Below are 26,242 nucleotides of genomic sequence, written 5' to 3'. Positions count from 1 at the left end.
CAATCAAATTTTGTTGTCGATTAAGCCAGTGATGAGCCTCGCTCCTCGCTGGCTTATGCTATTGTGAAGTAACACTTTTTAGGAGTAGATATGATCGACTTAAGCGCCTACCAAGGCATTATTTTTGATATGGACGGCACCTTAATTGACTCAATGGGCAGTCATTTGCAAGCATGGCAGAAAGCCTGTGAAGCGTATGGTTATCCGTTCGATTACGACTACATGTATAGCTTGGGTGGCATACCGACCGTTAAAACCATTGAAATGCTCAATGAAAAATTTGGTTTAGATCACGACCCTCTCGTTGTTGCTAAAGACAAGCACCAATTTTGGGTTGATTTACAGCACCATCCGTTGGTAATTGACGAAACCGTCGCTGTACTTGAGAAATACCATGGCGTACTGCCAATGGGAGTGGGTACAGGGGCTGACCGCGAGCATGCAATTGATCACCTAACAGATACTAATTTAATTAATAAAATAGGCGCCTTAGTTACCGCAAGTGATGTGAGTAAAGGTAAGCCAGACCCAGAAACGTTTTTAAAAGTGGCTGATCAATTAGGTGTTGAACCCAGTAAATGCGTGGTGTTTGAAGATACGCAAATTGGCTATCAAGCAGCAAAAAGTGCGGGCATGGACTGCATTATGGTAAAAGACGGCAAAATCCAATTTTAGCGATTAAATTTGCAATGATCCCCTTATTTGTATTATAAAACTATAAATACAATTAAAAAAAGGTTATTCATATGTCATTGCAATGTGTTTTCCAAGGTTTAAAAACAACTCATCAAACAGCCGGTTCGAACACGAAAAAGTCGCGCGGGCTTTATGCATTGTTGGTGACATGTGGGATTGCCCTTACACCAGCGTGTGCTCATCAAGGAGACAATATGACAACTTCCCCTTCAGCATCTATGACGGCTTACGGCGTGCTTGCAGATCAAACCCCTGTAAATCAAGTAACACTCACTAACAGCAATGGTATTAGCGTTGATGTGATTAACTACGGCGGCATTATCACGCGTATTGAAACACCAGATGCAAAAGGCGAAATGGGTAATATTGTACTGGGTTTAGATAACCTAGAAGCATACACAAAGGCGACAACTTACTACGGTGCAATCATCGGTCGTTTTGGTAACCGTATTGCGAACGGTAAATTCACGTTAAATGGCACCGAATATCAGCTTGCCACTAACGACGGCGACAATCATTTACACGGGGGTGTGCAAGGTTTCGACAAAAAAGTATGGAACATGACACCGTTCACTACGCAAAACAGTGCAGGCGTGACCCTAAGCCTTGTTAGCCCCGATGGTGACCAAGGATACCCGGGTGAAGTGACGACAGAAGTGACTTACACGTTAACCAATAACAACACGCTAGACATGCAGTTTATTGCTACAACGAACAAGCCTACCATTATCAATATGACGCAGCACAGCTACTTTAACTTAGCGGGTAAAGGCGACATTCTTGATCACCAAATGCAAATTAACGCCAAAGCGATTACGCCTGTAGATGGTGGCTTAATCCCAACGGGAGAGTTAATGGATGTAGCAGGCACACCGTTTGACTTCCGTACTGCTAAAGCAATTGGTCAAGATATAAAAGTAAGCAATGAACAGCTTCAGCTTGGTAAAGGCTACGACCATAACTTTGTACTAAAAGACACACCAAGCAAAGAGCTCATTGAAGCGGCCACGGTTTACGAAGCAAACTCAGGTCGTACATTAACCGTTTACACCGAAGAGCCTGCCGTACAGTTTTATTCAGGTAACTTCTTAGACGGTAGTAGCAAGCAAGCGTCTGGCTTAGTGCATAACTTCAGAAGTGGTTTTTGTTTAGAGCCACAACACTTCCCTGATGCACCCAATCAGCCAACGTTCCCAAGCACAACATTATTACCGGGTGACGTGTACTCAACACGCATCGTGTACGAATTTGGTACAAAATAAAGGAACACAAACGTGAAAACAACAAAGCTTAAAAGCGCAATGCAAAAGGCCGGTTTAGCCAGCCTATTTGCCTTGTCGTTTGGCGCGCTGACTGGCTGTCAGACAACGGCTGAAGACAACACCGCTAAAAAAACTGATGTAGCAGCCACAGAAAAAGCGCCCATTCAAGATAATGGCATATTTACCAATCCGCTGTTTCCTAATGGCGCCGATCCATGGCTTGAGTATTGGGATGGTAACTATTACTTAACCACAACAACATGGACTTCTGAATTAGTGATGCGAAAATCGCCCACGCTTGCTGGTCTTGCAGATGCAACACCTGTCAATGTGTGGTCTGATTCAAACCCTGAACGTTGTTGTAACTTCTGGGCGTTTGAATTCCATCGCTTAAAAGGGCCAAATGGCTATCGTTGGTACATGATGTACACAGCCGGTACCGATGGCACGCTAGATAACCAACACTTAAATGTTTTAGAAAGTGCCGGTGATGACCCTATGGGTCCATACGAATACAAAGGGGCATTAATGCCAAACGTATGGAATATCGACGGTAACTACCTTACATACAACGATAAACTGTATGTGATTTACTCACAGTGGCAGGGCGATCAACAGTTAAACATTATTGCTGAAATGGAAAACCCATGGACACTGAAAAAGAACTCTCCACACACGGTAATCACGCGTCCTGAGCTAGACTGGGAAATTAGTGGTCGTAAAGTAACGGAAGGCGCTGAAATTATACAGCACAATGGGCGTACGTTTATGACGTACTCAGCAAGCTTCTGTAATACCCCTGACTACAAGCTGGGTATGCTTGAGCTTGTAGGTGATGATCCACTTAAAGCCAGCAGCTGGAAAAAATACGACAAGCCGGTATTTGAGCGCACAGAAGACGTATTTGGCCCAGGTCATAATGGTTTCTTCACGTCGCCAGATGGTACTGAAGATTGGCTGGTTTACCATGGTAATGATTCAGTAGAGCACGGTTGTAGCGCAACGCGTTCTTTACGTGCGCAAAAATTCACTTGGAACAACGATGGAACGCCAAACTTTGGTAAACCATTAACGCCGGGTGTTGAAGTCGCCCCACCATCAGGTGAATATGGTCCGCTGGTAACACGTGTACAAGGTCAACGCTACCAATTAGTGAATGCCACAAGTGGCCTATGTTTAGACATCGCTGCAGACCCACAAGATGCGCGCGCAGTGCAGCGCCAGTGTGCAAGCACCAATGGTCAGTGGGTTATTGATGCAACAACAGACGGTTTTGTACGTTTAGCCAACAGCGAAGACAGCAAGTTCCTTGAACTTGAAAGCTGTAACGAGGCTGACAACGCTAAAGTACAATCTGCGGCATGGCGCAATAACTTCTGCCAGCAATGGAAAGTAGCTCCAAGCACAGACGGTAATGTGTCTATTACTAACCGTTACACAGACAAACCTTTAGCGGTTGCAGGGTGTTCGGCAGCGCAAAATCAAGCGGTGTTACAGCAAAGCGACACAACAGCGTGTGGCGACTGGCAATTACGCCCTATGGGCAGTGTTGTGGTATTAAGCCAACAAAGTGGTAAAGCGTTGAGCGTAGCTGGTACAGTTAAAGCTGGTACTAATGTTGAGCAACACGCTTATACGCATAAAGACGCACAGCAATGGTTCTTCACACCAACAGATACGGGTTATGTGAGCCTTAAACAAAGCGCTGACAGCGAGTTCTGTGCTGCAGTAGCCGATAATGCACTCGTGCCGGGTGCCAATGTAGAAATGGCTTCGTGTGCCGCGAAAACAGCACAGTGGCGCATTGCCCCAGTTGAAGGCGGTGGCATCATGCTTATCAACCGTTACACAAAACAAGCATTAGGCTTAAGTAACTGTGGTTTGGCTGAAAACACTAACTTTGCACAACAACCCGATTTAGGTAACAAGTGCCAAGTGTTCCACCTGCGTGAACCACATTAAGTCATAAGTAAAAAATCGACTCAAACCAAAGCCACTTCATTTATGAGTGGCTTTTTTTGTTCCTGTTAATATAACGTGAAGGTATAATTATTCAGTTTAAGGGAATGCGCTGGTTGCTTTCTCAGGGAGTAGGAGTTGTAAATGTCTTATTTAATTAATTCAAGTAAACCAATTTCAAGTGTGCATCAGCTGCAAAGTGAAGGTGGTCAGTACATTGAGTTAGCTGAAGCAGGTTATCAAATACCAATAGTCTGGTTAATGTTTTTCAATGAAGATGATTTCATCGAGTCTAAAATTGAATACATGGATGGAGAGGGTAATTTACACTACGATACGATCTCTTTACCGTGTACGACGGTCAAAAAAGCGAAAGAAAATATAGAAAACTCACATCGGTTTTTTACTGAGTTATTTCAAGAGCCTGAAATAGCGATAGGGTATTTAGATAAGACAATCGCGCTTTTTGATGAGCTAGAGTACGAGTATCTCATTCTGGATGCGAGTGAATATTTTTATATGAATATTGATGATTCTGAATGGCATTTGTTTCGGAATGCATTTCTTAGAAATGAAAAAGCGAAACGTTTTATTTTTGAATATTCAGGGTATGACGAGGCTTATTTACCGTATCCAGTCGAAGAGTTTTATTCTAATCCCCACTTAGATGACTATGATCGAATGAATAACTCAACGGCACTGAACCCTGCCTTTAGTGATCCGTCTTATCGTATAAGGTATCCCCATGAAACAGCAAGCTCAGCGTTGAGTAAAACAGATACCGCGAGTAACAAAAAGTGGTGGCAGTTTTGGAAAAGTGAGTAAAACTGCTCACGAGTTACTTTGGCTGTTGTTGGAAGTACATGGTATTCGGCTTTTCATCATCAAAAGCTGGCCAGTTTGGTAGTGCGTCATGATTGGGATTCCCGTTTTTAGCGAAGTTAGTCCAATACGTTGCCATAACCTCTGACATTTTTAAGTCGTTTGGTGTGACATTGGGATCTGACTTATTCAAGTTTTTAAACACGTACGCAATTTCATGACCGTGAGCAGAGCCGTGATCTTCATCTTTTGCACCACTCTTTCGGGCAGGGTGATGATCGAAGTAGTACAGGTATACAGGCGCATTACCATATTGTGTTTGTAACTTTGCCCAGCTCCATGTGTGCATAAAAAAGCCAGACAGAGTCTGGCTTTTTACGACAACGAATAAGGAAGGTGAGACAGCTCACCTTACTTATTACTCTTCTTGTGCAGAAGCTGCGTCAAAGAGTGCTTTTATTTCTTCAGCACTAATCGCACCGTTGAAAATTTTCAGTTCATCAATAGCCCCGTTATAAGGGGTATCCCAGTAGTTAACACCCAAGGCAAATTCATTGGTTTCACCAGGTACAGTGAACACGCGAGGGAAACCGCCCGCTTCTAGCTGAAGTTCACCATTGACGTACATTTTTATCGTATCGCCGTTGGTGCCATCAACCGTGAAGGCAACATGTGTCCACTCTTTGAGAGGGATGCGGCTATCTAGCTCTGCATTATCAAAGAATGCGCCATTATTTGCCCACAAACGAGTTAGACTAGAGCCAGCCATCGAAGGCACATAACTCAACCAAGCGTCTGCATTTGCACCTGCAAAGAATGCGGTTGTGTAATCGGTGAAGCTTTCTGGTTTTAACCACATAGATACAGAGTAATCATTGGTTGTAATAAGGTTATCTGGTAAGCGAACACCTGAACCGTCAAGGAATACGGCTTGACCAATGATACCGTCAACAAAAGTTACGTTACCACCAGTGTTGTTAATGAAACCACCCGTTGGTTTACCCGCTGCATACGCACCGTTTAATGCACTTAGGTCACCTTCGAAGCTGTATTCAGCTGGTGCAAGTGATTTTAAGGTTACATCGAATGACTTAGTATCAGTAAAGTCTTTGTACTTAATGGTTGCAGTTAATGTTACAACTTGGTCGCCAGCAGAGGCACTTGGTTGAGTCACAACAGCCGTGCCGTTAACTGGTTTTAAATACTCTTCGTTGTTTGACGTCCAGCTAATACCTGACACAAATGGACCGACACGTGGTAACTCGAAGCTTTCACGTACTGCAGATACATCACCTAAATCAAGCGCATCAGTGATGAAACTTTCGAACTTAGTCGGATCTGTTAGGTTGTTGATTGCTGCACCATTGATGTCTAAGCTGTTTAAGGCGTAGTCATACACGATAAATTCGTCAATTTGACCTTGGAAAGGTAAATCCCACCCGTAGTTAACACCGAGAGCAAAATTGCCTGTTTGCGTGCTGAAGAAATCCGGACGTGGCATTGACCCTGCTCGGATACCATCTCGATAAAGCGTAGCAGTCCCGTTAGCATACGTAATTGCAATGTGATTCCAGTCCATTACCGCAGGAGAACCAGAAATGATTTGGTTCCACATTTCTGTGCCATCTTCAGCAAGGTAACGGCTCCACAGCATTGGTGTTGTTGTAAAGTGCGTGCTACCCGGAATCAAGCTCATCCAACGCGCATCTGATGATGCAGCAAAAAATGTTGGCGTGAAGTCGGTCAACACAGTCGGTTTAAACCAATATGAGATTGTGTACTCATCGCTTGTCACTAAGTCATCAGGTAAACGAACACCCGTTGAACCGTCAAAGTTAAACGCTTTGCCTGTTTGACCTTCAGCGAAAGCGGCTGTGCCTGCACCCACATTTAATAGGTTGTTGTCTGTCACCCCTGCATCACCTAGATTGCCTAAACCATCGCTTAGTGATTCTTCGAATTTGTAGTGTGCAATCGCATTTTTAAATTCTGGACGCGCTTCAAGGTTTACATTAAATGTCTTGGTTGTGCTCTCGCCATTTAAAGAGATATTAGCCGTTAAAGTAACGGATTTATCACCACGGTCTGGCGTAGGGATAAACACAGACCCGTCGCTGGTGATGTAGTATTCATCACTACTTTGCCAGTTAATCGCTGCACCATCTTTACCTTTAGTTGGTAATGAATAGCCTTCGTCTGCAATTGATAATTCAGTTTTTATATCAAGTGCTTCTTGAACAGTGCCCAGCACGTTTGCAGTATCCGTAATTTCATCACGTTTACTTGCCCAAATGGTAGCGCCTTCGCTTGATGTTGCCGATACAGTGACGGCCATCGCTTTGGCGGCGTCATCCCATTGCCATTTAGCCACGCCGAAGTAAGTACCAGAATCAAGCTCTAGTTTGATATTAGAGTCATCAATCATGTACCAGATACCGGGATCATCACCTGTTACTGAGTGATCTTGGTTTAATGCAATATGCATTGAACGAATAGCATCAGTGTTTACATCAGTGCCGTGATTGATAAATTTGTAGTAACCGTAAAGCTCATCAGCAATTACCTTGTTGTCGCCCTCAAGCGGTACATAGCGTTGTGGTGAAGCCATCGGCCAACCTAATGAGTTAATAAACATTTCATGCACACGAACTTGGTGTGCTTCAGTATTGTTAGGGAACTCAGTTGATGTTTGTGGAAAACGGGTGTGTGTTACTAATAAATGACGACCTGTTGCTTCATCGTAGTAAGCCGAGTTATGCCCCGGTGATTGATAGCCCCAAGCAGGTGCTGTTTCGCCAAGTTCTTGGGTGTACTCAAAGCCGCCCATTAGTTTTTCACCAATTTCTAGGCCCCCTATTGCTGCAATGTCATTACCCGCGTTATCTAGGTATGGACCATCGGTGTTTTTGAGCGAGCAACACGAATGTTATAGCCTCCGTTTAAGTCAAATCCAGCAACTGAGAAGAACAGGTAATAGTACTCGCTCTCTGGGCTATACATTGCAAAGGCGCCTTCTATCGCACGGAAGTCACCACCGACTAGTTTTTTACCGTATCCTTGACCGGCTTCTGGCATACCGGTCTCTTCGTCCATTGCTAAAACGAAAATACCGCCGGAGTAAGAGCCGTAAACCATCCAAAGCTTGCCGTTTGCATCATAGAATGCTGCAGGGTCAATGGCGTTTGGATCAACGGCGCCATTCCATGTTGTTTGGCCGTTATCGAGTGGGTAGGCTGTAAATTCCGCCTCATTGCGGTAGCCACTGCGTAAGAAAATGCCTTTATTTTTATAGGGGCCTTCAATGTTATCAGCTTCAGCTAAACCAAGGTAAGAGCGGTTCCAACACACTTCATCAACAACATCCGGTGTATCTGGGTTATCTTGTGCACAGTGGTTATAGTAAAACCAAAACTTGCCATTTGGGGCTTTAATAACATCAGCAGCCCAGTTGCCAGTAAAGCCATCTGTCCATTCAATACCCTCGGCAATTTCACCTGTGTAGTTGTAATCAAATAGGGGGCTTTCATTAACGGCTGCGTTAGCTGAAAGGCTAGAAATCATTTCCCAGTTCAAGAGATCAGTTGATTTAGCGGCAGCAAGGTGTGAACCAAAAATATAATAAGTGTCGTCAACTTTAACGACAGAAGGGTCATGTACACTGACATTAGTAACCATTACGCTTCCTGATTCAGTGTATTCAACACTGCTGCTTACAGTCGGTTTTGCGCTTTGGGGTTCGGTAACTGCAAGAGACGAGTTAAGCTTAGTACCCTCTTCTTTGCCACAACCTGTCACAGCCAAAGAGCAGGCTATGACCATGGCTAATTTATTTAATTTCATTTTATGTGTCCTCTTGAAACTGGGATTCATTTTTTATTCGATTGTTGTCAATAAAATTGCCGCGTGCCTATATCAAACTAATAAGAACGTAGTATTGTAATTTTATAGTACGATTTAAAATGTGCAAATACTTTTGCAAAGGTAATTGATATGTAAACATGAAGTGTCAGTGTTTACAATATGTACAGCGTGATTTTAATTTTTTCAAGTTGCCAATTTTGGCGTTTTTTTCGCTGTTTTTACTCTTTTAGGGAAGTTTTTACTTATCGGAAAGTGAGGATTTTCCAGTAAATATGTTTATTTGTATTACATTTGAGCACTAAAAAGGGCTCTTTAAGAGCCCTTTTTGAGATTACTTGTCTTGTTTACTGAGACCTTCAGTGGTCATGATAATACGTTTAAGCGTGCCGTCTTCATTGTAGTAAAGTGGTTCGATAGCCACGGAACGACGAAAACGCCCACCACTTGGTTTGCCATCAATTGGTGGTACTGCACCTGTATGGTAAATAAAATAATCTTTACCTTTGTATTCGATAATTGATTGGTGGTTTGTTTCACTGTTGCCCGCGATTTCATTCAAGATACCTTTATATTCCCACGGTCCATGAATACTTTTACTCATTGCATAACAGATTTTTTCAGGGAACTCACAGGCGTACGATACATAGTAGTTATCATTTTTTTTATGCACCCATAATGCTTCTGTAAAGTTTGGCAAATCGATTGTTTTTATTTCCCCATCAAGCGAAAGTAAGTCATCGCTCAGCTTTACATATTTTGGCACTAAGTTACCAAAGAACATGTATGTATCGCCGTTTTCTTCGGTATAAATAGCAGGATCAATATCATCCCAATCATTCGGTGTGTGCTTGGTCATATCGTCTGTAACAAGCGCATGGCCTATGGCGTCTTTAAATGGGCCTGTCGGTGACTTAGACGTTGCAACACCAATAGCAAAGCCCGGTTTTGTATCGTTGTGACGAACCGTGGTAAAGAAGTAAAAGGTGCCATCACGCTCAATCATGTGTGAAGCCCACGCTTCGCCTTTTGCCCACTTAAAGTCAGTGGCTTTCATAATTGGGCCATGCTTTTTCCAATTCACCATGTCGGTAGACGAAAAGGCGAGCCAGTCATGCATTTCGAAAAATACATCGTTATTAGGTGCTTCATCATGGCCTGTATAAAGGTATACGGTGTCGTTGTGAACAAGTGCTGCGGGATCTGCTGTAAAAACATCGGTAAATAATGGGTTTTGTGCAACGGCTAAGCTACTCGAAAAAAGCAATGGCAGTGCTAACGCTTTCAATTTCTTCATGAGTGTCCTCTGTGACTAATGATTGTTGTACGAACTGCTGCTTTTGTGCTTAAAACTCATTCTAAATGACCAGATAATACACAGTGTACGCCTGATTATACTGAGTAACTGATTGTTTACATCGAAACAAATCAGCAAAAGTGCAGCAAAAATTAATTCTATATTGTATTATTGTATTTTAATCATAGTAGCATCAAAATTCGCTGGGTAAATAACTTGTTAGCCCTTTTTTGTCGCTCTAGGTGAACTAAAGACAAATTAAACAAGCAAATGATTACATGCTAAGTTTATGATAATAATCGGTATTAATGAATAACCAAAGCATAAACGCAGCACGCTTTAAGTTTGTAACATGTTATAATTGCGGCATTTTTTGTAAACATAATGGCAGTTATTTTAATTTGGCTTTTTGAGTTGACTGTCAAATAATCATACAATATGATTAAAGTTCAGGCAGCAATGTATTAACATAATAAAATATAGACTCACTTGCGCACCGTTTTGACAACACACGATGCACAATAAAGTGGTCACTCTTCGGTAACTGAATGGGGAAAGTTCAGCGGGCCGATATAACTATAATTTGGAGAACACCGCTTATGTTTAAAAGAACACACATAGCCAGTGCTGTAGTTATGGCATTTACCTGTCAATTTGCTTTCGCTCAAGAGCAAGCACCAAATACTCCTGAAAAGAACGTCGATGAAATGGAAGTTATTCAGGTATCAGGTATTCGCGGCAGTTTAAACAAAGCACTTGATGAAAAACGTGCAAGCGTTCAAATCGTGGATGCTATTGTTGCAGAAGATATTGGTAAATTCCCTGATAACAACGTAGTTGAAGCGCTTCAACGTGTGACGGGTGTACAAACAACGGGCCGTGGTGCAGGTGAAGTAAGTGCGGTTTCAATCCGTGGCCTTACTGACGTCAATACGACTATTAATGGTCGTGCTATATTTACTGGTGCGGGCCGTGATGTGGCACTGCAAGACATTCCAGCAAGCTTACTATCAGGTGTTACAGTTTATAAAACTCGTTCGGCAGATCAAATTGAGCGTGGTATCGCAGGGGCGATCGACATTAAAACGCATCGCCCATTCAACTTTGACGGTGAAAAAGTCGTTTTAGCGGCACGTGCTATTTATGCTGATCAGCCAGATAAAGTTGATCCAAATATCAGTGCGTTACTCTCTAACCGTTGGGACATCGATGGTGCAGGTGAGTTTGGTGCTTTAGTTAATATTTCATACGCTGAAACACATTATCGCGATGATACAATTACAGCAGGTGCAGCATTTCCATTTTTTACTGACAAGCCGCATCATAATTATTCACCGTATTCTCGAATCCCTGACCGTGACTCTCAAGATAATCTAATTTGGCAAGGTGGTTTAGAAAATGGTCTACCATCATCAGAGGGTTCTACGTTGAACGTAGAAGGTGAACCAACTGAGTATTTATTAGCGCGAGATGCTATTTTCGGTACTTCATTTACAGGTTTGCGTAAGCGCCCTGCAGCATCAATATCTTTGCAGTGGGCACCAAATGAAACACTTGAAATTACGGCGGAAGGTTTCTACACGGGTTACGAGAATCAATCTCAAAATGCGTTATGGTTTTCAAATACCTTTGAAACTGGTAACGGCTTTATTGAAACCCCCACAGTATTTGATGGCACTAACGTCGTTAAAGAAAAACAAGCAATCGGTGCTGGTGGCTTCCAAAGTGGTGACTATAACTCTGAAACAACAGATAGCTACTTATATGCATTAGGTGCCGAGTGGCAAGCAAGCGATTATCTAACTATTAAATCTGAAGTGGTTTATCAAGACAGTGAATATAAGTCGGACTTTTTTGCAATGCGTTTTGATCGCACTTCGTATGGTTTAGATGTTGACTTTAATGACAATGATGGTGTGCCAAGTATCTCATTTTGGGATGATCCAAACACCACAGTAAACGAAGCTGATATGGCTGCGATAGAAAATTGGAATGCTAGTACTATTTATGACAGTGCTGCTGGTAATAGCGGTGATGCCATCACTTTCACAATTGACGGTGAGTATCTTTTTGGCGGTACTTACATAGATAAAGTTCGATTTGGTGGGCGTTTCGAAAACCGTTCAGCACAAGAATTTACTAGAGATGATAATAAAGTTATTGGCAATACTTCAGTTGCAAGCCTAATGGAACAGCTAGTCGCTGCAGGCGCATCAGGAGATGGAAGTGGCTTAATTTTTAAAGTAGATGATTATTTTGATGGTCGTGCAGATGTATTTGATAGTTTCATTACTGCAGATGGTAGTTATTTACTGAAAAATGCCGATGCGGTTCGCCAAGTATATGATACTCAAGTTGAAGGTATAGCTAAATCTTTTGATATTGATGAAACTTCTTATGCATTTTATGCAACCACTAATTTCTTTTTAACGGAAGATATTAGTGGTGAATTTGGTTTACGTTATGTGAACTATGAACAAGACATGAAGTTTTATGATACAGATAACAATGGTGAGCTAACAACAGGTAAAAATAAAACAGATAAAATTTTACCAAGTCTAGTACTTAACTGGAACATCACTGATGACGTGGTAGGACGTGTAGCATATACAGAAACACTGCGTATGCCTAATTTTGCTGACCTGAACACGGTTGTAAGATTACAAGACCCACTAACTGATATACCTTATGGTACGGGAACGGGTGGTAATTCTAATTTACAACCGACAGAGTCAAAAAACTATGACTTATCACTTGAGTGGTACTTTGCTGATACAAGCTCAATTTACGCTGCTTACTTTAACCGCGAAATTGAAGGCTTAGTGTTACCTGGACGTAAGACTGAGATTCTTGAAGGTAATGATGGTGTAACTAGACCTTATGTGATTAGTACATCAGTGAATGCGTCAAACGGGGAGCTTTCGGGCTTTGAACTGGGGGCTGTCTATTTTCCTGAAAACTTGCCAGAAATGTTAAATGGTTTTGGTGTACAAGCAAGTTTCACACTACTTGATTCATCACAAGAAACTCCTGACTTTAATCGTGCTGGAGAGATTACAGAATATGTTAAGTCGCAAATGGCTGGCGTATCTGATGAGTCTTACAGCATCGTCGGTATTTACGAGCGTGATTCATTTGACATGCGTTTATCTTACGTGTGGCGTTCAGAGTTTTACACCGGTAACGAAGCAGCTAGCTTTGCTAATCCGATTCAGTTCTGGAGCCGCCCAGAGCAAAGTTTAGACTTCCAGTTTAGTTACAATGTAAATGATGACTTTGTTGTGACATTTGATGCAACTAATATCCTAGATGATGTGTATCAGAACTACTACGGTAAAGGTAACGATAACTTATTTAATTTCGGTAACGGTATCTATTCACGTACATTCGCGCTAGGTATCCGTTATTCTTTCTAAAATTCTTGAATAGACCCAAAAACCCCGGCTTTGCTGGGGTTTTTTATTTTTCAGATTTGCTAGAAAGTGGGCGTGTTTGTTATTAAACGAAAAGAGTTGCGATTTAATTAGTATGATAATACTATCATTCAGGTTAGCATTAAATTTACAAAAATAACGAATGCAGTGGCCAAGCTGTGTAGTATCACATAGTTGATACACAGTATTGAAAGGTGTTCATTGCTTAAAATATTGAGTATTGGCTTAATATTTTCCAATTAGGGTGTGGTATGGAATCTCAAAAGTTATCCGTTGTAGAAAAAGTTGGCTTTGGTGCCGGCGACATGGCAGTGAATGTCATGGTTGCAGCGTTATTTTATTTTATGTCTTTTTTCTACACCGATATCTACGGACTGGATCCGGTTGATATGGGTGTGTTGTTTTTAGTGGCGCGTTTTGTTGATGCTTTTACCGATCCATTAATGGGGGTCATCACCGATAAAGTGAAAACCCGCTGGGGTCAGTTCCGCCACTGGTTCTTATTCTTGTCTGTACCGTATGGTTTGTCGGTTATATTACTATTTACTACGCCAGATCTTGATTACAACATGAAGCTGGCGTGGGCCTATGCAACTTACCTGTTTGCTACGTTGATGTTTACCGGTGTAGCAATCCCTTATATCTCTTATATTGGTGTACTCACTGCGGATCCTAAAGAGCGTTTATCTGCTAATGGTTACCGTATGTTTTTCGCAAAAATTGCCAATGTAGTGATTGTATTCTCAGTACCGCTACTTGCGTCTTACTGGGGAAATGGCAGCTTGTCGTACGGTTATAAACTCGCAATGGCACTGGTCTCTGCGTGTGCCGTGGCACTGTTCTTATTTTGTTTTTTTACTACACGCGAACGTATTACTCACGAGCCACAAACAGAGAGTGTGCTTACACAATTAAAAGTGCTGCTTAAAAACGACCAGTGGTTGTTACTGTGTGCAGCGTGTGTACTTGGTACCTTAGGGTATGCAATTCGCGGTAGTGTGGCAATGTACTATGCAACCTATTATTTAGGGGTGCCCGATTTAGCGGGGGCATTCACCAGTGCGGGTATTGCGGCGTCAATCGTATCGATGGTGGCAAGTACGTGGATCACGCAGCGTTACTGTAAAATGAAGCTATTCCGTCAATCACAAATCGCCGTGTTATTTATTTCATTGCTTATGTATTTTGTGGTCCAACCGGGTGATGTAATGATGGCATTCGTGCTTTATATCATCTTGTCATTTGTGGTTGATTTACATGCGCCTGTGTTCTGGTCTGCGATTGCAGAAGCTGTGGATTACGGTGAAATTAAAGACGGTGTGCGTGCATCGGGCTTATCATTTGGTGGTATTTCATTCTGCCAAAAAGCTGGTGGCGGTTTAGCTGGTTTAGCAGGGGGATTATTACTGGCATTTTTCGAGTACAAACCCAACGTTGAGCAAACGGAGTTTACCTTAATGGGCTTAGCACTCATGCTTACTATTATCCCCGGTGTATTCCACGCGTTACTTGGTCTTATTCTTAAAAAATACAAGATTACCGATGAGTACTATACGGACATGGTCATTCAAAAACGCCTACCAAAGTAACCTCCTCTTAAAACGCGCACGCTAACACAGTGTGCGCTTTGCTCTTTAAAATAACGGTTCGCTGGGAGACAGTAAGCATGAACACATTTAAAGTGAGTTATTTAGCAAGTCTGTGTGCTGCAATATTAACGGTGACTGCATGCAGTGAGTTGCCAATTGACAGCAAACAAGTCGCCTCTGTTGCGCATGCTGAACATGCCAGCGAACAACATTTATTTGCGCTAAACCAAGTAAGCTTAAGCGCCAGCCCGTTTTTACATGCGCAGCAAACTAATGTGCGTTATTTATTAGCACTTCATCCTGATCAGCTGCTTGCTCCTTACCTGCGTGAGGCGGGCCTGACACCAAAAGCGCCCAATTATGGTAACTGGGAAAATACCGGTCTTGATGGTCATATTGGGGGTCATTATTTATCAGCATTGAGCCTTGCTTGGGCAGCAACAGGGGATGAAGAATTAAAGCAGCGTTTAGATTACATGCTAAGCGAGCTTAATCGAGCTCAACAAGCCACAGGTGGTTACTTAGGCGGTATTCCTAATGGCGATGAAATGTGGCAGCAGATTGAGAACGGTGAAATCAAAGCTGATTTATTCAGTTTAAACGACCGTTGGGTACCACTTTACAATATAGATAAAATCTTCCATGGCCTTCGTGATGCCTACGAAGTTGCAGGAAGTAGCCAAGCAAAGCACATGTTATTTAAGCTAGGCGAATGGTTCTTAGCAACCACAGCGAAGCTAACTGATGAACAAGTTCAGCAGATGCTGTACTCAGAGCATGGTGGCTTAAATGATGTGTTTGCGGATATGTATGTTATTAGTGACGATGAGCGTTACTTAAAACTAGCGCGCCAGTTCTCTCATAACATCATTATTGAACCACTATTACACACAGAAGATAAGTTAACAGGCCTGCATGCCAATACGCAAATTCCCAAAATTATTGGTATGTTGAAAGTGGCGAATGCCAGCGATGATAAAGCATGGCAGCAAGGCGCTGACTTTTTCTGGAAAACAGTGAGCCAAGAGCGCTCGGTGTCCATTGGTGGTAATTCAGTACGTGAACATTTTCATGATAAAAGTGACTTTACGCCAATGGTTGAAGATGTTGAAGGCCCAGAAACCTGCAATACCTACAATATGATGAAACTCAGCAAGTTACTGTTTTTGAAAACCGCTGATACGCGTTATTTAGACTATTATGAGCGCGCCACATATAACCATATTTTATCGTCACAACACCCGGAACATGGTGGCCTTGTTTACTTTACCTCAATGCGCCCAGGACATTACCGTATGTACTCATCAGTGCAAGACTCTATGTGGTGTTGTGTGGGCTCGGGTATTGAGAATCACAGCAAGTATGGTGAGTTAATTTATAGCAATACGGGTAAAGAGCTATGGGTGAACTTATTTATTCCCAGTACGTTAAATTGGCAACAACAAGGCTTACAGATCACCCAAGACAGCCAATTCCCTGATGATACCAAGGTTTCACTCACGGTGAACCGGTTGTCTGAGGGGCAAAGCTCAGAGTCTGTCATTCATATTCGAAAACCGTCTTGGCAACAAGGTGAACTGCGCTTTACGTTAAATGGAAAAGCCGTGACCGCGAGCGAAAAAGACGGTTACTACAGTATCAGCCATGCATGGCAAAGTGGCGATAAGCTTGCCTTTGAATTAGCGCCTAAGCTTTATACCGAGCAGTTACCGGATGGCCAAGATTATTATTCTATCATGTATGGCCCCGTGGTTATGGCCACCAAAGTACAGGCTTTTGCGAATGAGCAGTTAAGCTTTGTTGCTGATAACAGCCGTATGGGTCACATCGCTTCTGGACCGACGTGCCCACCAGAAGCATTACCCATTATGCTCAGTGAACCTGCGCAATTTGTTGCTGATTTAACTCGTAAACCGGGCCAAGCGTTGGCATTTATCGCAGACAAAAATGTAGCGATTGCAAAGCAAGGCATTGGACAGACTGAACGCACGGAACTTATCCCATTTTTCCGCTTACACGACAGCCGCTATCAAGTGTATTGGCCACAGCAAAGCAAAGCTGAATTCACACAATTTGTAGCTGACGCCAAAGCGGCTGAGCAAGCGAAAGAGCAGCTTCGATTATTAACCGTTGATCACATTACGCCGGGTGAACAGCAACCAGAAGTAGAGCATAGCTTTAAAGGTGAAGGAACCCGTGCTGGTGTCAATAATGGCCACCATTGGCGCGATGCAACAGGTTGGTTTGAATATCAGCTTCGTAACCCCAATAAAAACGCTGCAGCATTACGTATTCGTTATTTTATCGGTGATGTGAATCGTCATTTCTCAATCACCCTTAATGGGGAGAAACTGGCCGCGGTAAGTTTGCCTGTTGGCAACCCAAGCGATGAGTTTTACACCATTGATTACCCATTAACAGAGGCGATGAAACAGTCAGAAATGCTGACCTTGCGTTTCACAGCCAACCCAGATTCTGTTGCGGGTGGTATCTATGGCATTCGATTGATCAACGAGCAATAAAGAGTGAGCTATGTTAAGCAATAATGTGTTTGATAAAGCGGTGAAGCCGGTATTTTCGTCATGCTTAAAAGAGCAGCAAAGCGTTTACCAAACCCCTACGGGCCTTGGTTATCGTGTTATTGAGCAGGGAACAGGTGATAAGCCCCGCTGGGATGCAACAGTCACTGTGCATCAACGTGTAGTACTTAATAACGGTCGGGTGTTATTTGACACCCGTGCAGAGGGTGTACCTGTTGAGTATGAAATTGCCGAGGCGATTGTGGGCTTGCAAGAAGCATTGCAACTGATGAGTAAAGGCAGTCGTTTTGAAGTATTAATACTCCCTCATCTTGCGCGAGATGTGTACAGTACATTTATTGCTACAAAGCATGAACAGGATTGCCAAAGCCCGATGCGAGTTGATATCACCCTGCTTGATTTTAATTAATAATACCAACTTAAAATCTCAAAATAGATCACTTGAGTAAATAAAAAACCTGCAAAATTGCAGGTTTTTTGTGTTTGAATAATTACTTTATAAGCGTGGTTTTAAGCTTGTTTAGGTCGGCTGGGTTTACAACCGGCCAATCGTTTTTCCAGCTCATCGGTAAAATTCGTAGCTTTTGTACGCCGTTATCGGCTGTTTCATAGGCGTGCAACACGAGGTAGTCTTTACCATCAAACGTGTAAGCGGCATTGTGACCAAGGGCTGCCCACTCTTTGTTACCTTCAATCACTAAGCTACCACCGCCATCAACCAGAGAGCGACCTTGCTGATCTAAATAAGGACCTTCAACGTTTTTACTGCGACCAACGCGAACATTGTAAGTACTTTCAATACCTTGACAGCATTTATCAAATGACACAAACAGATAGTAATAGCCATTCTTTTTAAAGATATAAGGCGCTTCAATTGGGCCATGCTCCGTGTTTGGACGGCTGGCAATGTGATGCCACTTTTCAGGCTGTGCTAAGCGCACCATGTCATCATCTAGTTGCACTAATTTTAAACCACCCCAAAACGAACCAAAGCTCATCCAAGGTGTGCCATTGTCATCTTCGATAATAGCTGGGTCGATAGCGTTCCAATCATCACGCTCAGGCACTGACTCAACCACAATACCGTAATCAATCCACTTGTAGTCAGGTGATGATGGGTCAAGAGTGTCGTTTACCGTTACACCAATTGCTGAGGTGTTTTTACCAAATGCAGAAACAGAGTAATACAGGTAAAACTTGCCATTTTTCTCGTACACATCCGGTGCCCACAGATGGCCACCGAAATTAGGTGACACGCGTTTTGCCCAGCTAGGCTCGTCTTTAAAGACGCGGCCAGTGAGTTTCCAGTTAGTTAAATCTTTTGATTCATAATAGGTAATGCCAGGGCCTGTACTAAATACATAATACGTGTCGCCTTCTTTGGCCATAACCGGATCGTGTACTTCTACCTGTTTTGCCGACACTGCAGCTGCTGAGATAAGTAGTCCAGTTGAAAGCCACTTCATTGCTCGTGTCACTTGGTGTGCGGGTCTCATGATCGAATACCTTTTTGTTGTTTTAACTTTTCTGTTCATTCGTCTACTATATAATATGTAATACAATATTAACAATAAAATAAAAGCGAAATACAGGACACATTATGCTCAAAAAATTATCGCGGCTTACGTTACTTACCGTGTTAAGCGCTTCGTCAGTGCCAGCTTTTGCTGATGCTAATAGTAGCAAGACCGTCGCGCCAATTGATAACCCTATTGTACTTAAGCGTGCCGATCCTTGGTTAGTGCGTGATGAAAAAACCGGATGTTATACCTTTATTGGTAGTTCACCGATGTTTGATGAAATTGAACTACGCCAAGCATGTCGCTTAAATGACTTAAAACTAGCCGAGCCAAAAGTTATTTGGCAAAAGCATGATAAAGGCCCTATGAGCGTTAACATTTGGGCGCCTGAGCTGCACCACATTGATGGCAGTTGGTACATTTACTTTGCGGCCGGTGACATTGAAAAGCCTTTTAGCATTCGTATGTATGCACTTAAAAATGACCACGTTGATCCTATGCAAGGCGACTGGCAAGAAATGGGGCAGGTTATGAGTCACCTAGATAGCTTCTCTCTTGATGCGACCAGTTTTACTCATAAAGGCAAACGCTACATGATTTGGGCACAGCAAAACCAGCCTGCCACATACAACTCGGCCTTGTGGTTAGCAGAAATGGACTCACCAACGTCAATTAAAGAGCCTGTTATCGCGATTACTGAGCCGACTCTTGAGTGGGAAGTACAAGGCTATAAAGTGAATGAGGGGGCTGCTGTAATAACGCGTGGAGATAAAATTTTTGTGACCTACTCGGCCAGTGCCACCGATCATCGTTATGCGATGGGCTTGCTATGGGCAAATGTAAATGATGATTTACTTGACCCTAAAAGTTGGCATAAAAAGCCAGAGCCTGTTTTTACTACCCACGCTGAAGTTGGTCGCTTTGGTCCGGGTCATAACAGCTTTGTAAAAGCGGAAGATGACGTGACAGATTTGCTAATTTACCATAGCCGCGATTATAAAGAGCTGAAAGGCACGCCATTGACGGATCCAAATCGCCATGCGCGAGCACGCATTATTACATGGGATAAAGATGGGTTTCCTGTGTTTTCACCACAGCTAGCTGATTAAAAAATTTTTAAAAAAAGGGCGCCAATTGGCGCCCTACAACTTTGGGAACGAAATGTTTACCAAAAGCGGTAATATATAAAGGCAGTTATGCCTAAAATGCCCGCTGTATGGATGTAATCCCACTTATCTAAACCCTCGGCGACCTCTTTGAGTGTTGCTTTGTCTAGGCTTGAGAAAGTAAGGCCTTTTAATTGCTCTTCATCTGCTTGTTTAGTGAAAATACTCACCACAATCATAATTACGACAACCACAACAAACAGCAGGATACAGTAGTACAACCAGTTCATTGTCGTTATCCATGCAAACGATGAACCCGTTAAATCATCTTTAAAGGGTAATAATACTAAGCGGATCATACCCAGTACGAAACCAGACACAAGACCAACAAACCCCGCTGTTGGCGTTATGCGCTTACTACATAAGCCGAGTAAGAATACAGCCGCGATGCCTGGTGCAATTAATGATTGAACACTCTGTAGATATTCATAAAGTACATCGGCAATTAAGCTCATGACGGGTATCCACAACAGCCCGAGAACAACGATAACGATAGTGGCCATTCTGCCTACTTTTAGAAGGTGTTTTTCGCTTGATTCTGGCTTAAACTTTTTATAAAAGTCGATCGTAAATAAAGTGGCTGATGAATTGAATAGCGAAGCGAGCGAGCTCATCAGTGCTGCGACTAAGCCACCAATCACAATTCCTTTCACACCCGCAGGTAACAGCTCAGCGACTAACGTAGGAAATGCTTGGTCAGCGCTTTCGTAACTAATAATTCCTTTTGCATTCAGAGCGTAAGCAATCATGCCCGGCACTAAGAAAATAAACACAGGGAGGAGTTTTAAATAACCCGCAAACATCGTCCCGCGACGTGCTTCTTTAATCCCTTTCGCAGAGAGTACGCGTTGCACAATATACTGATCGGTACACCAATACCAAAAACCGATAATAAACGAGCCAAAGATAATCCCAGGCCAAGGGAATTCAGTGTCTGATGCGCTGCGAATAAGGTGCATATTAACGTCATTTAAGCGTTCAACTTCTGCCCAGCCGCCGACTTTATCAAGACCAACAACTAAAATGACCAGTGAACCAATGATCAACACTGGCGTTTGCAGCACCGAGGTCCACATAATGGCTTTCATGCCCCCTAGAACAGTATAAATCCCGGTGATCACCACTAAACCAATGGCAGAAATCCAAAAGAAATCGATACCCCAAATACTCTCAATTCCTAAAATGGTTTTAAAGGCGATACCACCGGCATACACGGTCACGGCGACTTTTGTTAATACGTAGCTGATTAATGAGATAACAGATAAGAAAGTTCGCGACTTAGAATTAAAGCGACGTTCTAGAAACTCAGGCATGGTGTAGACCTTGCTACTCCAATAGAAAGGCACAAAAATCCAACCGAGTAATAGAATAATCCACGACTGCATTTCCCAATGGGCGAGTGCCATACCTGATTGAGCGCCAGAACCAGATAATCCGACTAAATGTTCTGAGCCGATGTTTGATGCGAAAATAGAGGCACCAATTACTAACCAGCTTGCATTACGACCCGCCAAAAAGTAGTCAGCGGTGTCTTCTTCTTTTTGTCGCATAGACATGACGACAACGCCTAATAACAGGACAAAAAATCCTGCCAGCACTGCCCAGTCTAAGGTACTTAGTTCGACCATTGTGTGTTCCACCTAATTATGAAAGAGAATGTTGCTTTTTAATTGTCAGTTAAAAATATTATATTATAAATTGGGTGAGTGAAAGTGATTTGTTAAAATAAGGTGACACTGGATATATAAAAAAGTGACGATTACGCGCGGTTATAATAAGAGGTTCTGTCTTTTTAATGTTTTGTTATTGATTTTAATCAACTATTTGCAGGATGACGGAATAGCTTTATAGATGTATTATATTACCTAGATCTTTAGAGGAACACACATGGCGCGTTTAGAGAATTTGAACTTATCACAACAAGTTACCAATGAACTTGGTAAAGCAATTATTGTTGGTGATTATAATACTGAGACGGGGTTACCAACCGAAGCACAGTTGTGCGAAGTGTATGGTATAAGCCGCACAGCTGTTCGTGAAGCAGTTAAAATGTTGGCTGCAAAGGGATTAATTTCTTCTCGTCCACGACAAGGGATCCGTGTTGAACCGGCGGATAACTGGAACTTATACGACACCAGCGTATTAAAATGGTTACTTGAGAGCAGTCCGTCACTTTACGTACTGAAAGAGTTCTTGCAAGTACGCTTAGCTATTGAGCCACAAGCAGCGGCGTTGGCAGCACGAAAAGGTGACCAAGCTGCGATCGCTGAAATTAAAATGGCGCTCGATAAAATGCAAGCGGCTGCCGATGAACCTGAAGGCGTAATGCACGAGCCAGACCTTGCGTTCCACACGGCAATTTTGCACGCCAGTGGTAACCGTTTTTTCTATCAATTACGTGACTTTATTCGTACTGCATTGCATGTCAGTATTCAGCACACAACACCCGCTAAAGGTAATAAACAAGCCATCGCTGAAGAGCACTTTAAAGTGTATAACGCGATTGCCAATGGTGACCCTGAGCGTGCGAAAAATATGATGACGTACATGATTGATGAAGCGATGGCGTTTATCGAAAAAGAAATTGCAGACAAAGAAGCTGCAGCTCAATAAGTTTCGCTACTCAACGTTGTAAATACTGTAAAAACAAAAGGTTATCATGCCAAATTCAAATGAGCTTAAAACAGTTTACGCCAGCCTTGCCGGTAAAAGTGTATTTATTACAGGCGGAGCGACGGGAATTGGTGAAGTAATGGTAACGCGCTTCTGTGAGCAAGGCGCAAAAGTCACCTTTGTTGATATTGCAAAGCAGCAAAGCGAGGCTTTGTGCGCAAAGCTTGCGGGTAAATATGAGTTTGATCCGCAGTTTATCTATTGTGATATTCGTGATGTTGAAGCATTGCAAGCCGCTATAGAGCAAACCCGCCAGCAACAGGGCGATATTGGGGTATTAATTAATAATGCAGCCGATGACACTCGCCATGCAGCAGAAAACATGGATGTAAAATATTGGGAAGACAAGTTTGCTGTTAACTTACGCCCTTGTTTCTTTTCTTCACAGGCTGTTGTGGCGCATATGCAGCGTTTAGGTGGGGGAAGTATTATCAATATGGGGTCGGTAAGTTGGCGCATTAAGCAAACAGGAATGCCTGCTTACACCACTGCTAAAGCGGGTATTGAGGGTCTGACGCGTTCTTTAGCAGCCTCGTATGGCAAAGACAATATTCGGGTTAATACCTTGGTTCCTGGATGGGTAATGACAGAGCGTCAAATTACTCATTGGTTAACCCCAGAGATGGTTGAAGACGTTCGTTTAAGCCAGTGTATAAACGAAACAATACAACCCGACCACATTGTTAATGCAGCATTATTTCTGGCTGCTGATGATAGTCGGATGATGACAGCACAATCATTAATCGTAGACGCAGGTTGGACTTAATTGCATTTATACATTGCAAAATGACTGACTTGCGATAAAATTTTTTCAATAAAACAAATGATACTATAATAATAAAATATGGGTTGGTATTGTTACCATCTCCCCTATTTTTCTAAGGTGGTAAGAAAGTTTGACCGACTTTGTACTCGTGTATGTAATTCTGATCATTGGTGCTTGCTTGCAAAGTGTTATTGGCTTTGGTCTTGGTATGCTGTGTGTGCCAGTTCTATATTGGTTAATGCCTGAACTGGTGCCTGGCCCTATGATTTTGAATGCACTCTTTTTAACTTCGGTGTTAATGATAAAGCACCGAGGGTCAATCGATATGAAACAGACGGGGATCTCAATAGTCGGTGGTGCAATGGGCGTTATATTCGCAGCAGCAGTGATGTGGTATGTGAATGCTAAGCAGTACCAGTTATTGCTCGGAGTGAGTATATTAGTCGTCGTCGCATTATCTATCATAGGTATGAAACCTAAAATATCGACCATAACGAGTTTATTAGCCTCTATGTCGTCGGGGTTTTTAGGAACTACCACCTCCGCTGGGGGCGCACCGATGGGGCTGCTCTATCAAGCTGAGGATAAAGATAAAATAAAGGCCAACCTTAGTGCATTCTTTGTTTTCATTAACCTATTTGGCATTATTGTGCTGATGCTTACTGGCTCTGCTGATATGGGGGATGTAAAACTGTTTTTCTTTTGTCTGCCAGCAATTTTAATTGGCTGGGGACTGTCTTTTGTAATTAATAACAACTTAAACGAAAGAGCAATTCGCAGCATCATACTGCTGGTCGCAGGCTTATCTGGCCTAGCACTTATTTTTATACACAGATAGAATGGTAAAAGTTCAGCTGTTTATTTAATGAAATTTATGCTCGATGCCACCCTAAAAATAATTATTTCTAGCCAATGCCAATTAGGCGAAGGTGCTTACTTTGCAAAAGCCCACAACTGTGTATTTTGGGTTGATATTTTGGGTCAGCGTTTATTTCGTTTGCACTGCCAAAGTATGCGGGTAAGTCAGTTTGCCATGCCAGAACCCATTTGTTGGGTAATGGAAACGGAGCAAGGTGAACTTGTTGCTGGGTTTGCGAAAGGCATCTATAAACTTAATAGCGAAGACTTTAGCCGCGAACTGCTTTACTCAATCGACAATGAGCCACAGCAAAACCGATTAAATGATGGTAAAACATCACGGCAAGGTTTTGGTTTTTTTGGCTCGATGGACTCTCAAGAGCAAGCACCGAGTGGAAAGTTATACCGCGTTGGTCATGGAAAGGCTCCTGAAGTCGTTGACCAACACTACACCATTAGTAATGGACCGGCCGTAAGTAAATGCGGGCAGTTTTTATACTCAACAGACTCTGAAAAACAAACTATCTATCGCTTCTCATTAAGTGCACAGGGCGAGCTTAGTAATAAGCATGCGTTTATCCGTTTTACCGATAGCATGGGTTACCCAGATGGCATGACGGTTGATAATGACGACCACTTATGGGTTGCAGCATGGAATGGTTATGGTGTTTATCGTTTTTCGCCACGCGGCGAGCAAGTGCAATTTTTACGTATTCCCGCACCACGCGTTACCAGTGTTGCATTTGTCGGAGAGGCACTTGAGCATGTGGCAATTACTACCGCAGCGGTCGGGTTGGATGAGTCGGTACTTGCTGATTACCCGCACAGCGGGGGCGTGTTTATTTTAAAGCCGGGTGTTAAAGGCATCGCTGAAACACCGCTTAAACTATAGATTTTCCATTACTTGGTAGCGTAATTCGCCAAGAAATGCCCGTGCTGCGGGACCCAGTTTGTCACCGTCTTTGAAGAGCAAATGTAACTTAGCACTACGGCTACTGTTATGCGTTAAATTGAGCGCTTTCATTTGCCCTGCTGCGAGTTGTTTTTCAATTGCTATTTTTGGTAACCACGCAAAGCCTAGACCATTACTGATCATATCAATAGAGGTGCGTAAATGCGTTACCGTCCAACGTTGATCGGCACCTAGCCAGCCGCCATCTTGTTTGTGTTTATTCGCAGAGTCACGCACTACAATTTGTCGGTGTGATTTTAAATCTTCTAATGTTATTTCGCGGTCAATCGCATGCAAAGGGTGATCTGGATGCGCCACGGCAATAAATTCAATATTGCATAACTCTTCATGAAAGCCAGCCGCTATCGGAAAACCTGTAATGGCAATATCGACCTGATCATTTACAAGTAATTCATTGCCACCCATCAGCACAGATTCATGCAATTCGATACGCAGTTGTGGGTATTGCGAAGACGTGTCGTTAAGCACTTTATAAAGTAATTGCTGTGGAAAAATGGCATCAACTGCAATGCGCAGCTTACTTTCGATACCTTCGCCGAGGGTTTGGCCAATCGCTTCGACTTTGGCAGCTTCATCGAGTAAATAATTGGCACGGCGTAGCATCATTTCACCGGCTTCTGTGAGCACCGTTTTACGCCCTTGAATAGTAAATAATTTTACATTGAGTGCCGATTCAATTTTGCCCACGGCATTATGAATACTCGACTGGCTTTTATGAATGCTTTGTGCGGCTTGATTAAAGCCACCAAACTCAACAACAGCACGAAACATGCGCCATTGCTCTAGGGTGATTCTTAGCATGGTATTCCTTTGCTAACGTGGTTACTTA

At 42.8% G+C, this 26,242-nt stretch carries 20 protein-coding genes; 13 read left to right on the top strand and 7 right to left on the bottom strand.

Annotated features, from left to right (window positions below; translation table 11 throughout):
* The first annotated feature begins 90 nt into the window (after window positions 1–90).
* From IT970_RS15745 to IT970_RS15730, 4 genes are all read left to right on the top strand, one after another.
* The gene (locus IT970_RS15745; RefSeq protein ID WP_065979503.1) at window positions 91–675 is read left to right on the top strand and encodes an HAD family hydrolase; all 585 of its coding nucleotides are present in this window, start codon (window positions 91–93) and stop codon (window positions 673–675) included.
* A gap of 215 nt (window positions 676–890) precedes the next feature.
* On the top strand, window positions 891–1,958 hold the full coding sequence (locus IT970_RS15740) for an aldose epimerase family protein (protein ID WP_231387299.1): 1,068 nt from the start codon (window positions 891–893) through the stop codon (window positions 1,956–1,958).
* Between the two features lie 12 nt (window positions 1,959–1,970).
* A complete protein-coding gene (locus IT970_RS15735; protein ID WP_231387298.1) occupies window positions 1,971–3,920 on the top strand; it encodes an RICIN domain-containing protein in 1,950 nt (649 codons plus the stop codon).
* 141 nt (window positions 3,921–4,061) lie between these two features.
* Window positions 4,062–4,742 (top strand): hypothetical protein, encoded by a 681-nt coding sequence (locus IT970_RS15730; RefSeq protein ID WP_196857474.1) that lies wholly within the window; start codon window positions 4,062–4,064, stop codon window positions 4,740–4,742.
* A gap of 13 nt (window positions 4,743–4,755) precedes the next feature.
* On the opposite strand, the gene IT970_RS15725 is transcribed toward IT970_RS15730, so the two are convergent.
* From IT970_RS15725 to IT970_RS15715, 4 genes are all read right to left on the bottom strand, one after another.
* Window positions 4,756–5,088 carry a carboxylesterase family protein gene (locus tag IT970_RS15725; protein ID WP_231387297.1) on the bottom strand — a complete coding sequence of 111 codons (333 nt, stop codon included), beginning with the start codon at window positions 5,086–5,088 and terminating at the stop codon, window positions 4,756–4,758.
* Window positions 5,089–5,157: 69 nt separating this feature from the next.
* Window positions 5,158–7,566: a LamG-like jellyroll fold domain-containing protein gene (locus IT970_RS15720; RefSeq protein ID WP_231387296.1), complete on the bottom strand. Its 2,409-nt coding sequence runs from the start codon at window positions 7,564–7,566 to the stop codon at window positions 5,158–5,160.
* Window positions 7,567–7,622: 56 nt separating this feature from the next.
* Window positions 7,623–8,579 carry a family 43 glycosylhydrolase gene (locus IT970_RS16070; RefSeq protein WP_231387295.1) on the bottom strand — a complete coding sequence of 319 codons (957 nt, stop codon included), beginning with the start codon at window positions 8,577–8,579 and terminating at the stop codon, window positions 7,623–7,625.
* Window positions 8,580–8,931: 352 nt separating this feature from the next.
* Window positions 8,932–9,894 carry a glycoside hydrolase family 43 protein gene (locus tag IT970_RS15715; RefSeq protein WP_036973618.1) on the bottom strand — a complete coding sequence of 321 codons (963 nt, stop codon included), beginning with the start codon at window positions 9,892–9,894 and terminating at the stop codon, window positions 8,932–8,934.
* A gap of 599 nt (window positions 9,895–10,493) precedes the next feature.
* On the opposite strand from IT970_RS15715, the gene IT970_RS15710 reads away from it, so the two are divergent.
* The 4 genes from IT970_RS15710 (at window position 10,494) to IT970_RS15695 (ending at window position 17,866) form a co-directional block, all read left to right on the top strand.
* On the top strand, window positions 10,494–13,310 hold the full coding sequence (locus tag IT970_RS15710) for a TonB-dependent receptor (RefSeq protein ID WP_180311244.1): 2,817 nt from the start codon (window positions 10,494–10,496) through the stop codon (window positions 13,308–13,310).
* A 269-nt stretch (window positions 13,311–13,579) separates the two neighbouring features.
* Window positions 13,580–14,917 carry an MFS transporter gene (locus tag IT970_RS15705; protein ID WP_036973616.1) on the top strand — a complete coding sequence of 446 codons (1,338 nt, stop codon included), beginning with the start codon at window positions 13,580–13,582 and terminating at the stop codon, window positions 14,915–14,917.
* A 77-nt stretch (window positions 14,918–14,994) separates the two neighbouring features.
* A complete protein-coding gene (locus IT970_RS15700) occupies window positions 14,995–17,439 on the top strand; it encodes a glycoside hydrolase family 127 protein (RefSeq protein ID WP_196857473.1) in 2,445 nt (814 codons plus the stop codon).
* Window positions 17,440–17,449: 10 nt separating this feature from the next.
* Complete coding sequence (locus tag IT970_RS15695; protein WP_196857472.1) at window positions 17,450–17,866, top strand: FKBP-type peptidyl-prolyl cis-trans isomerase; 417 nt, start codon at window positions 17,450–17,452, stop codon at window positions 17,864–17,866.
* Between the two features lie 82 nt (window positions 17,867–17,948).
* Here IT970_RS15695 and IT970_RS15690 read toward each other — a convergent pair whose 3' ends face one another.
* The gene (locus IT970_RS15690; protein WP_036973614.1) at window positions 17,949–18,953 is read right to left on the bottom strand and encodes an arabinan endo-1,5-alpha-L-arabinosidase; all 1,005 of its coding nucleotides are present in this window, start codon (window positions 18,951–18,953) and stop codon (window positions 17,949–17,951) included.
* Window positions 18,954–19,057: 104 nt separating this feature from the next.
* Between IT970_RS15690 and IT970_RS15685 the strand changes: the two genes are divergently transcribed.
* Window positions 19,058–20,086, top strand: a complete 1,029-nt coding sequence (locus IT970_RS15685) for a glycoside hydrolase family 43 protein (RefSeq protein ID WP_065979490.1) — start codon at window positions 19,058–19,060, stop codon at window positions 20,084–20,086.
* A gap of 56 nt (window positions 20,087–20,142) precedes the next feature.
* Here IT970_RS15685 and IT970_RS15680 read toward each other — a convergent pair whose 3' ends face one another.
* Window positions 20,143–21,771, bottom strand: a complete 1,629-nt coding sequence (locus IT970_RS15680; RefSeq protein WP_036973612.1) for a sodium:solute symporter — start codon at window positions 21,769–21,771, stop codon at window positions 20,143–20,145.
* 259 nt (window positions 21,772–22,030) lie between these two features.
* On the opposite strand from IT970_RS15680, the gene IT970_RS15675 reads away from it, so the two are divergent.
* From IT970_RS15675 to IT970_RS15660, 4 genes are all read left to right on the top strand, one after another.
* Window positions 22,031–22,756 carry a FadR/GntR family transcriptional regulator gene (locus IT970_RS15675; protein WP_065979489.1) on the top strand — a complete coding sequence of 242 codons (726 nt, stop codon included), beginning with the start codon at window positions 22,031–22,033 and terminating at the stop codon, window positions 22,754–22,756.
* Between the two features lie 46 nt (window positions 22,757–22,802).
* The gene (locus IT970_RS15670; protein ID WP_036973609.1) at window positions 22,803–23,582 is read left to right on the top strand and encodes an SDR family NAD(P)-dependent oxidoreductase; all 780 of its coding nucleotides are present in this window, start codon (window positions 22,803–22,805) and stop codon (window positions 23,580–23,582) included.
* Window positions 23,583–23,712: 130 nt separating this feature from the next.
* The gene (locus IT970_RS15665) at window positions 23,713–24,420 is read left to right on the top strand and encodes a sulfite exporter TauE/SafE family protein (protein WP_074989520.1); all 708 of its coding nucleotides are present in this window, start codon (window positions 23,713–23,715) and stop codon (window positions 24,418–24,420) included.
* A gap of 27 nt (window positions 24,421–24,447) precedes the next feature.
* Window positions 24,448–25,332: an SMP-30/gluconolactonase/LRE family protein gene (locus IT970_RS15660; RefSeq protein WP_227006793.1), complete on the top strand. Its 885-nt coding sequence runs from the start codon at window positions 24,448–24,450 to the stop codon at window positions 25,330–25,332.
* Here IT970_RS15660 and IT970_RS15655 read toward each other — a convergent pair.
* On the bottom strand, window positions 25,327–26,214 hold the full coding sequence (locus IT970_RS15655) for a LysR family transcriptional regulator (RefSeq protein ID WP_036973605.1): 888 nt from the start codon (window positions 26,212–26,214) through the stop codon (window positions 25,327–25,329). The genes IT970_RS15660 and IT970_RS15655 overlap by 6 nt on opposite strands.
* Between the last annotated feature and the right edge of the window lie 28 nt (window positions 26,215–26,242).

This window comes from Pseudoalteromonas sp. A41-2 (assembly GCF_015767615.1).
In the GTDB taxonomy this organism is placed as follows: domain Bacteria; phylum Pseudomonadota; class Gammaproteobacteria; order Enterobacterales; family Alteromonadaceae; genus Pseudoalteromonas; species Pseudoalteromonas lipolytica.
This window is presented reverse-complemented; position numbering and strand designations above follow the sequence as displayed.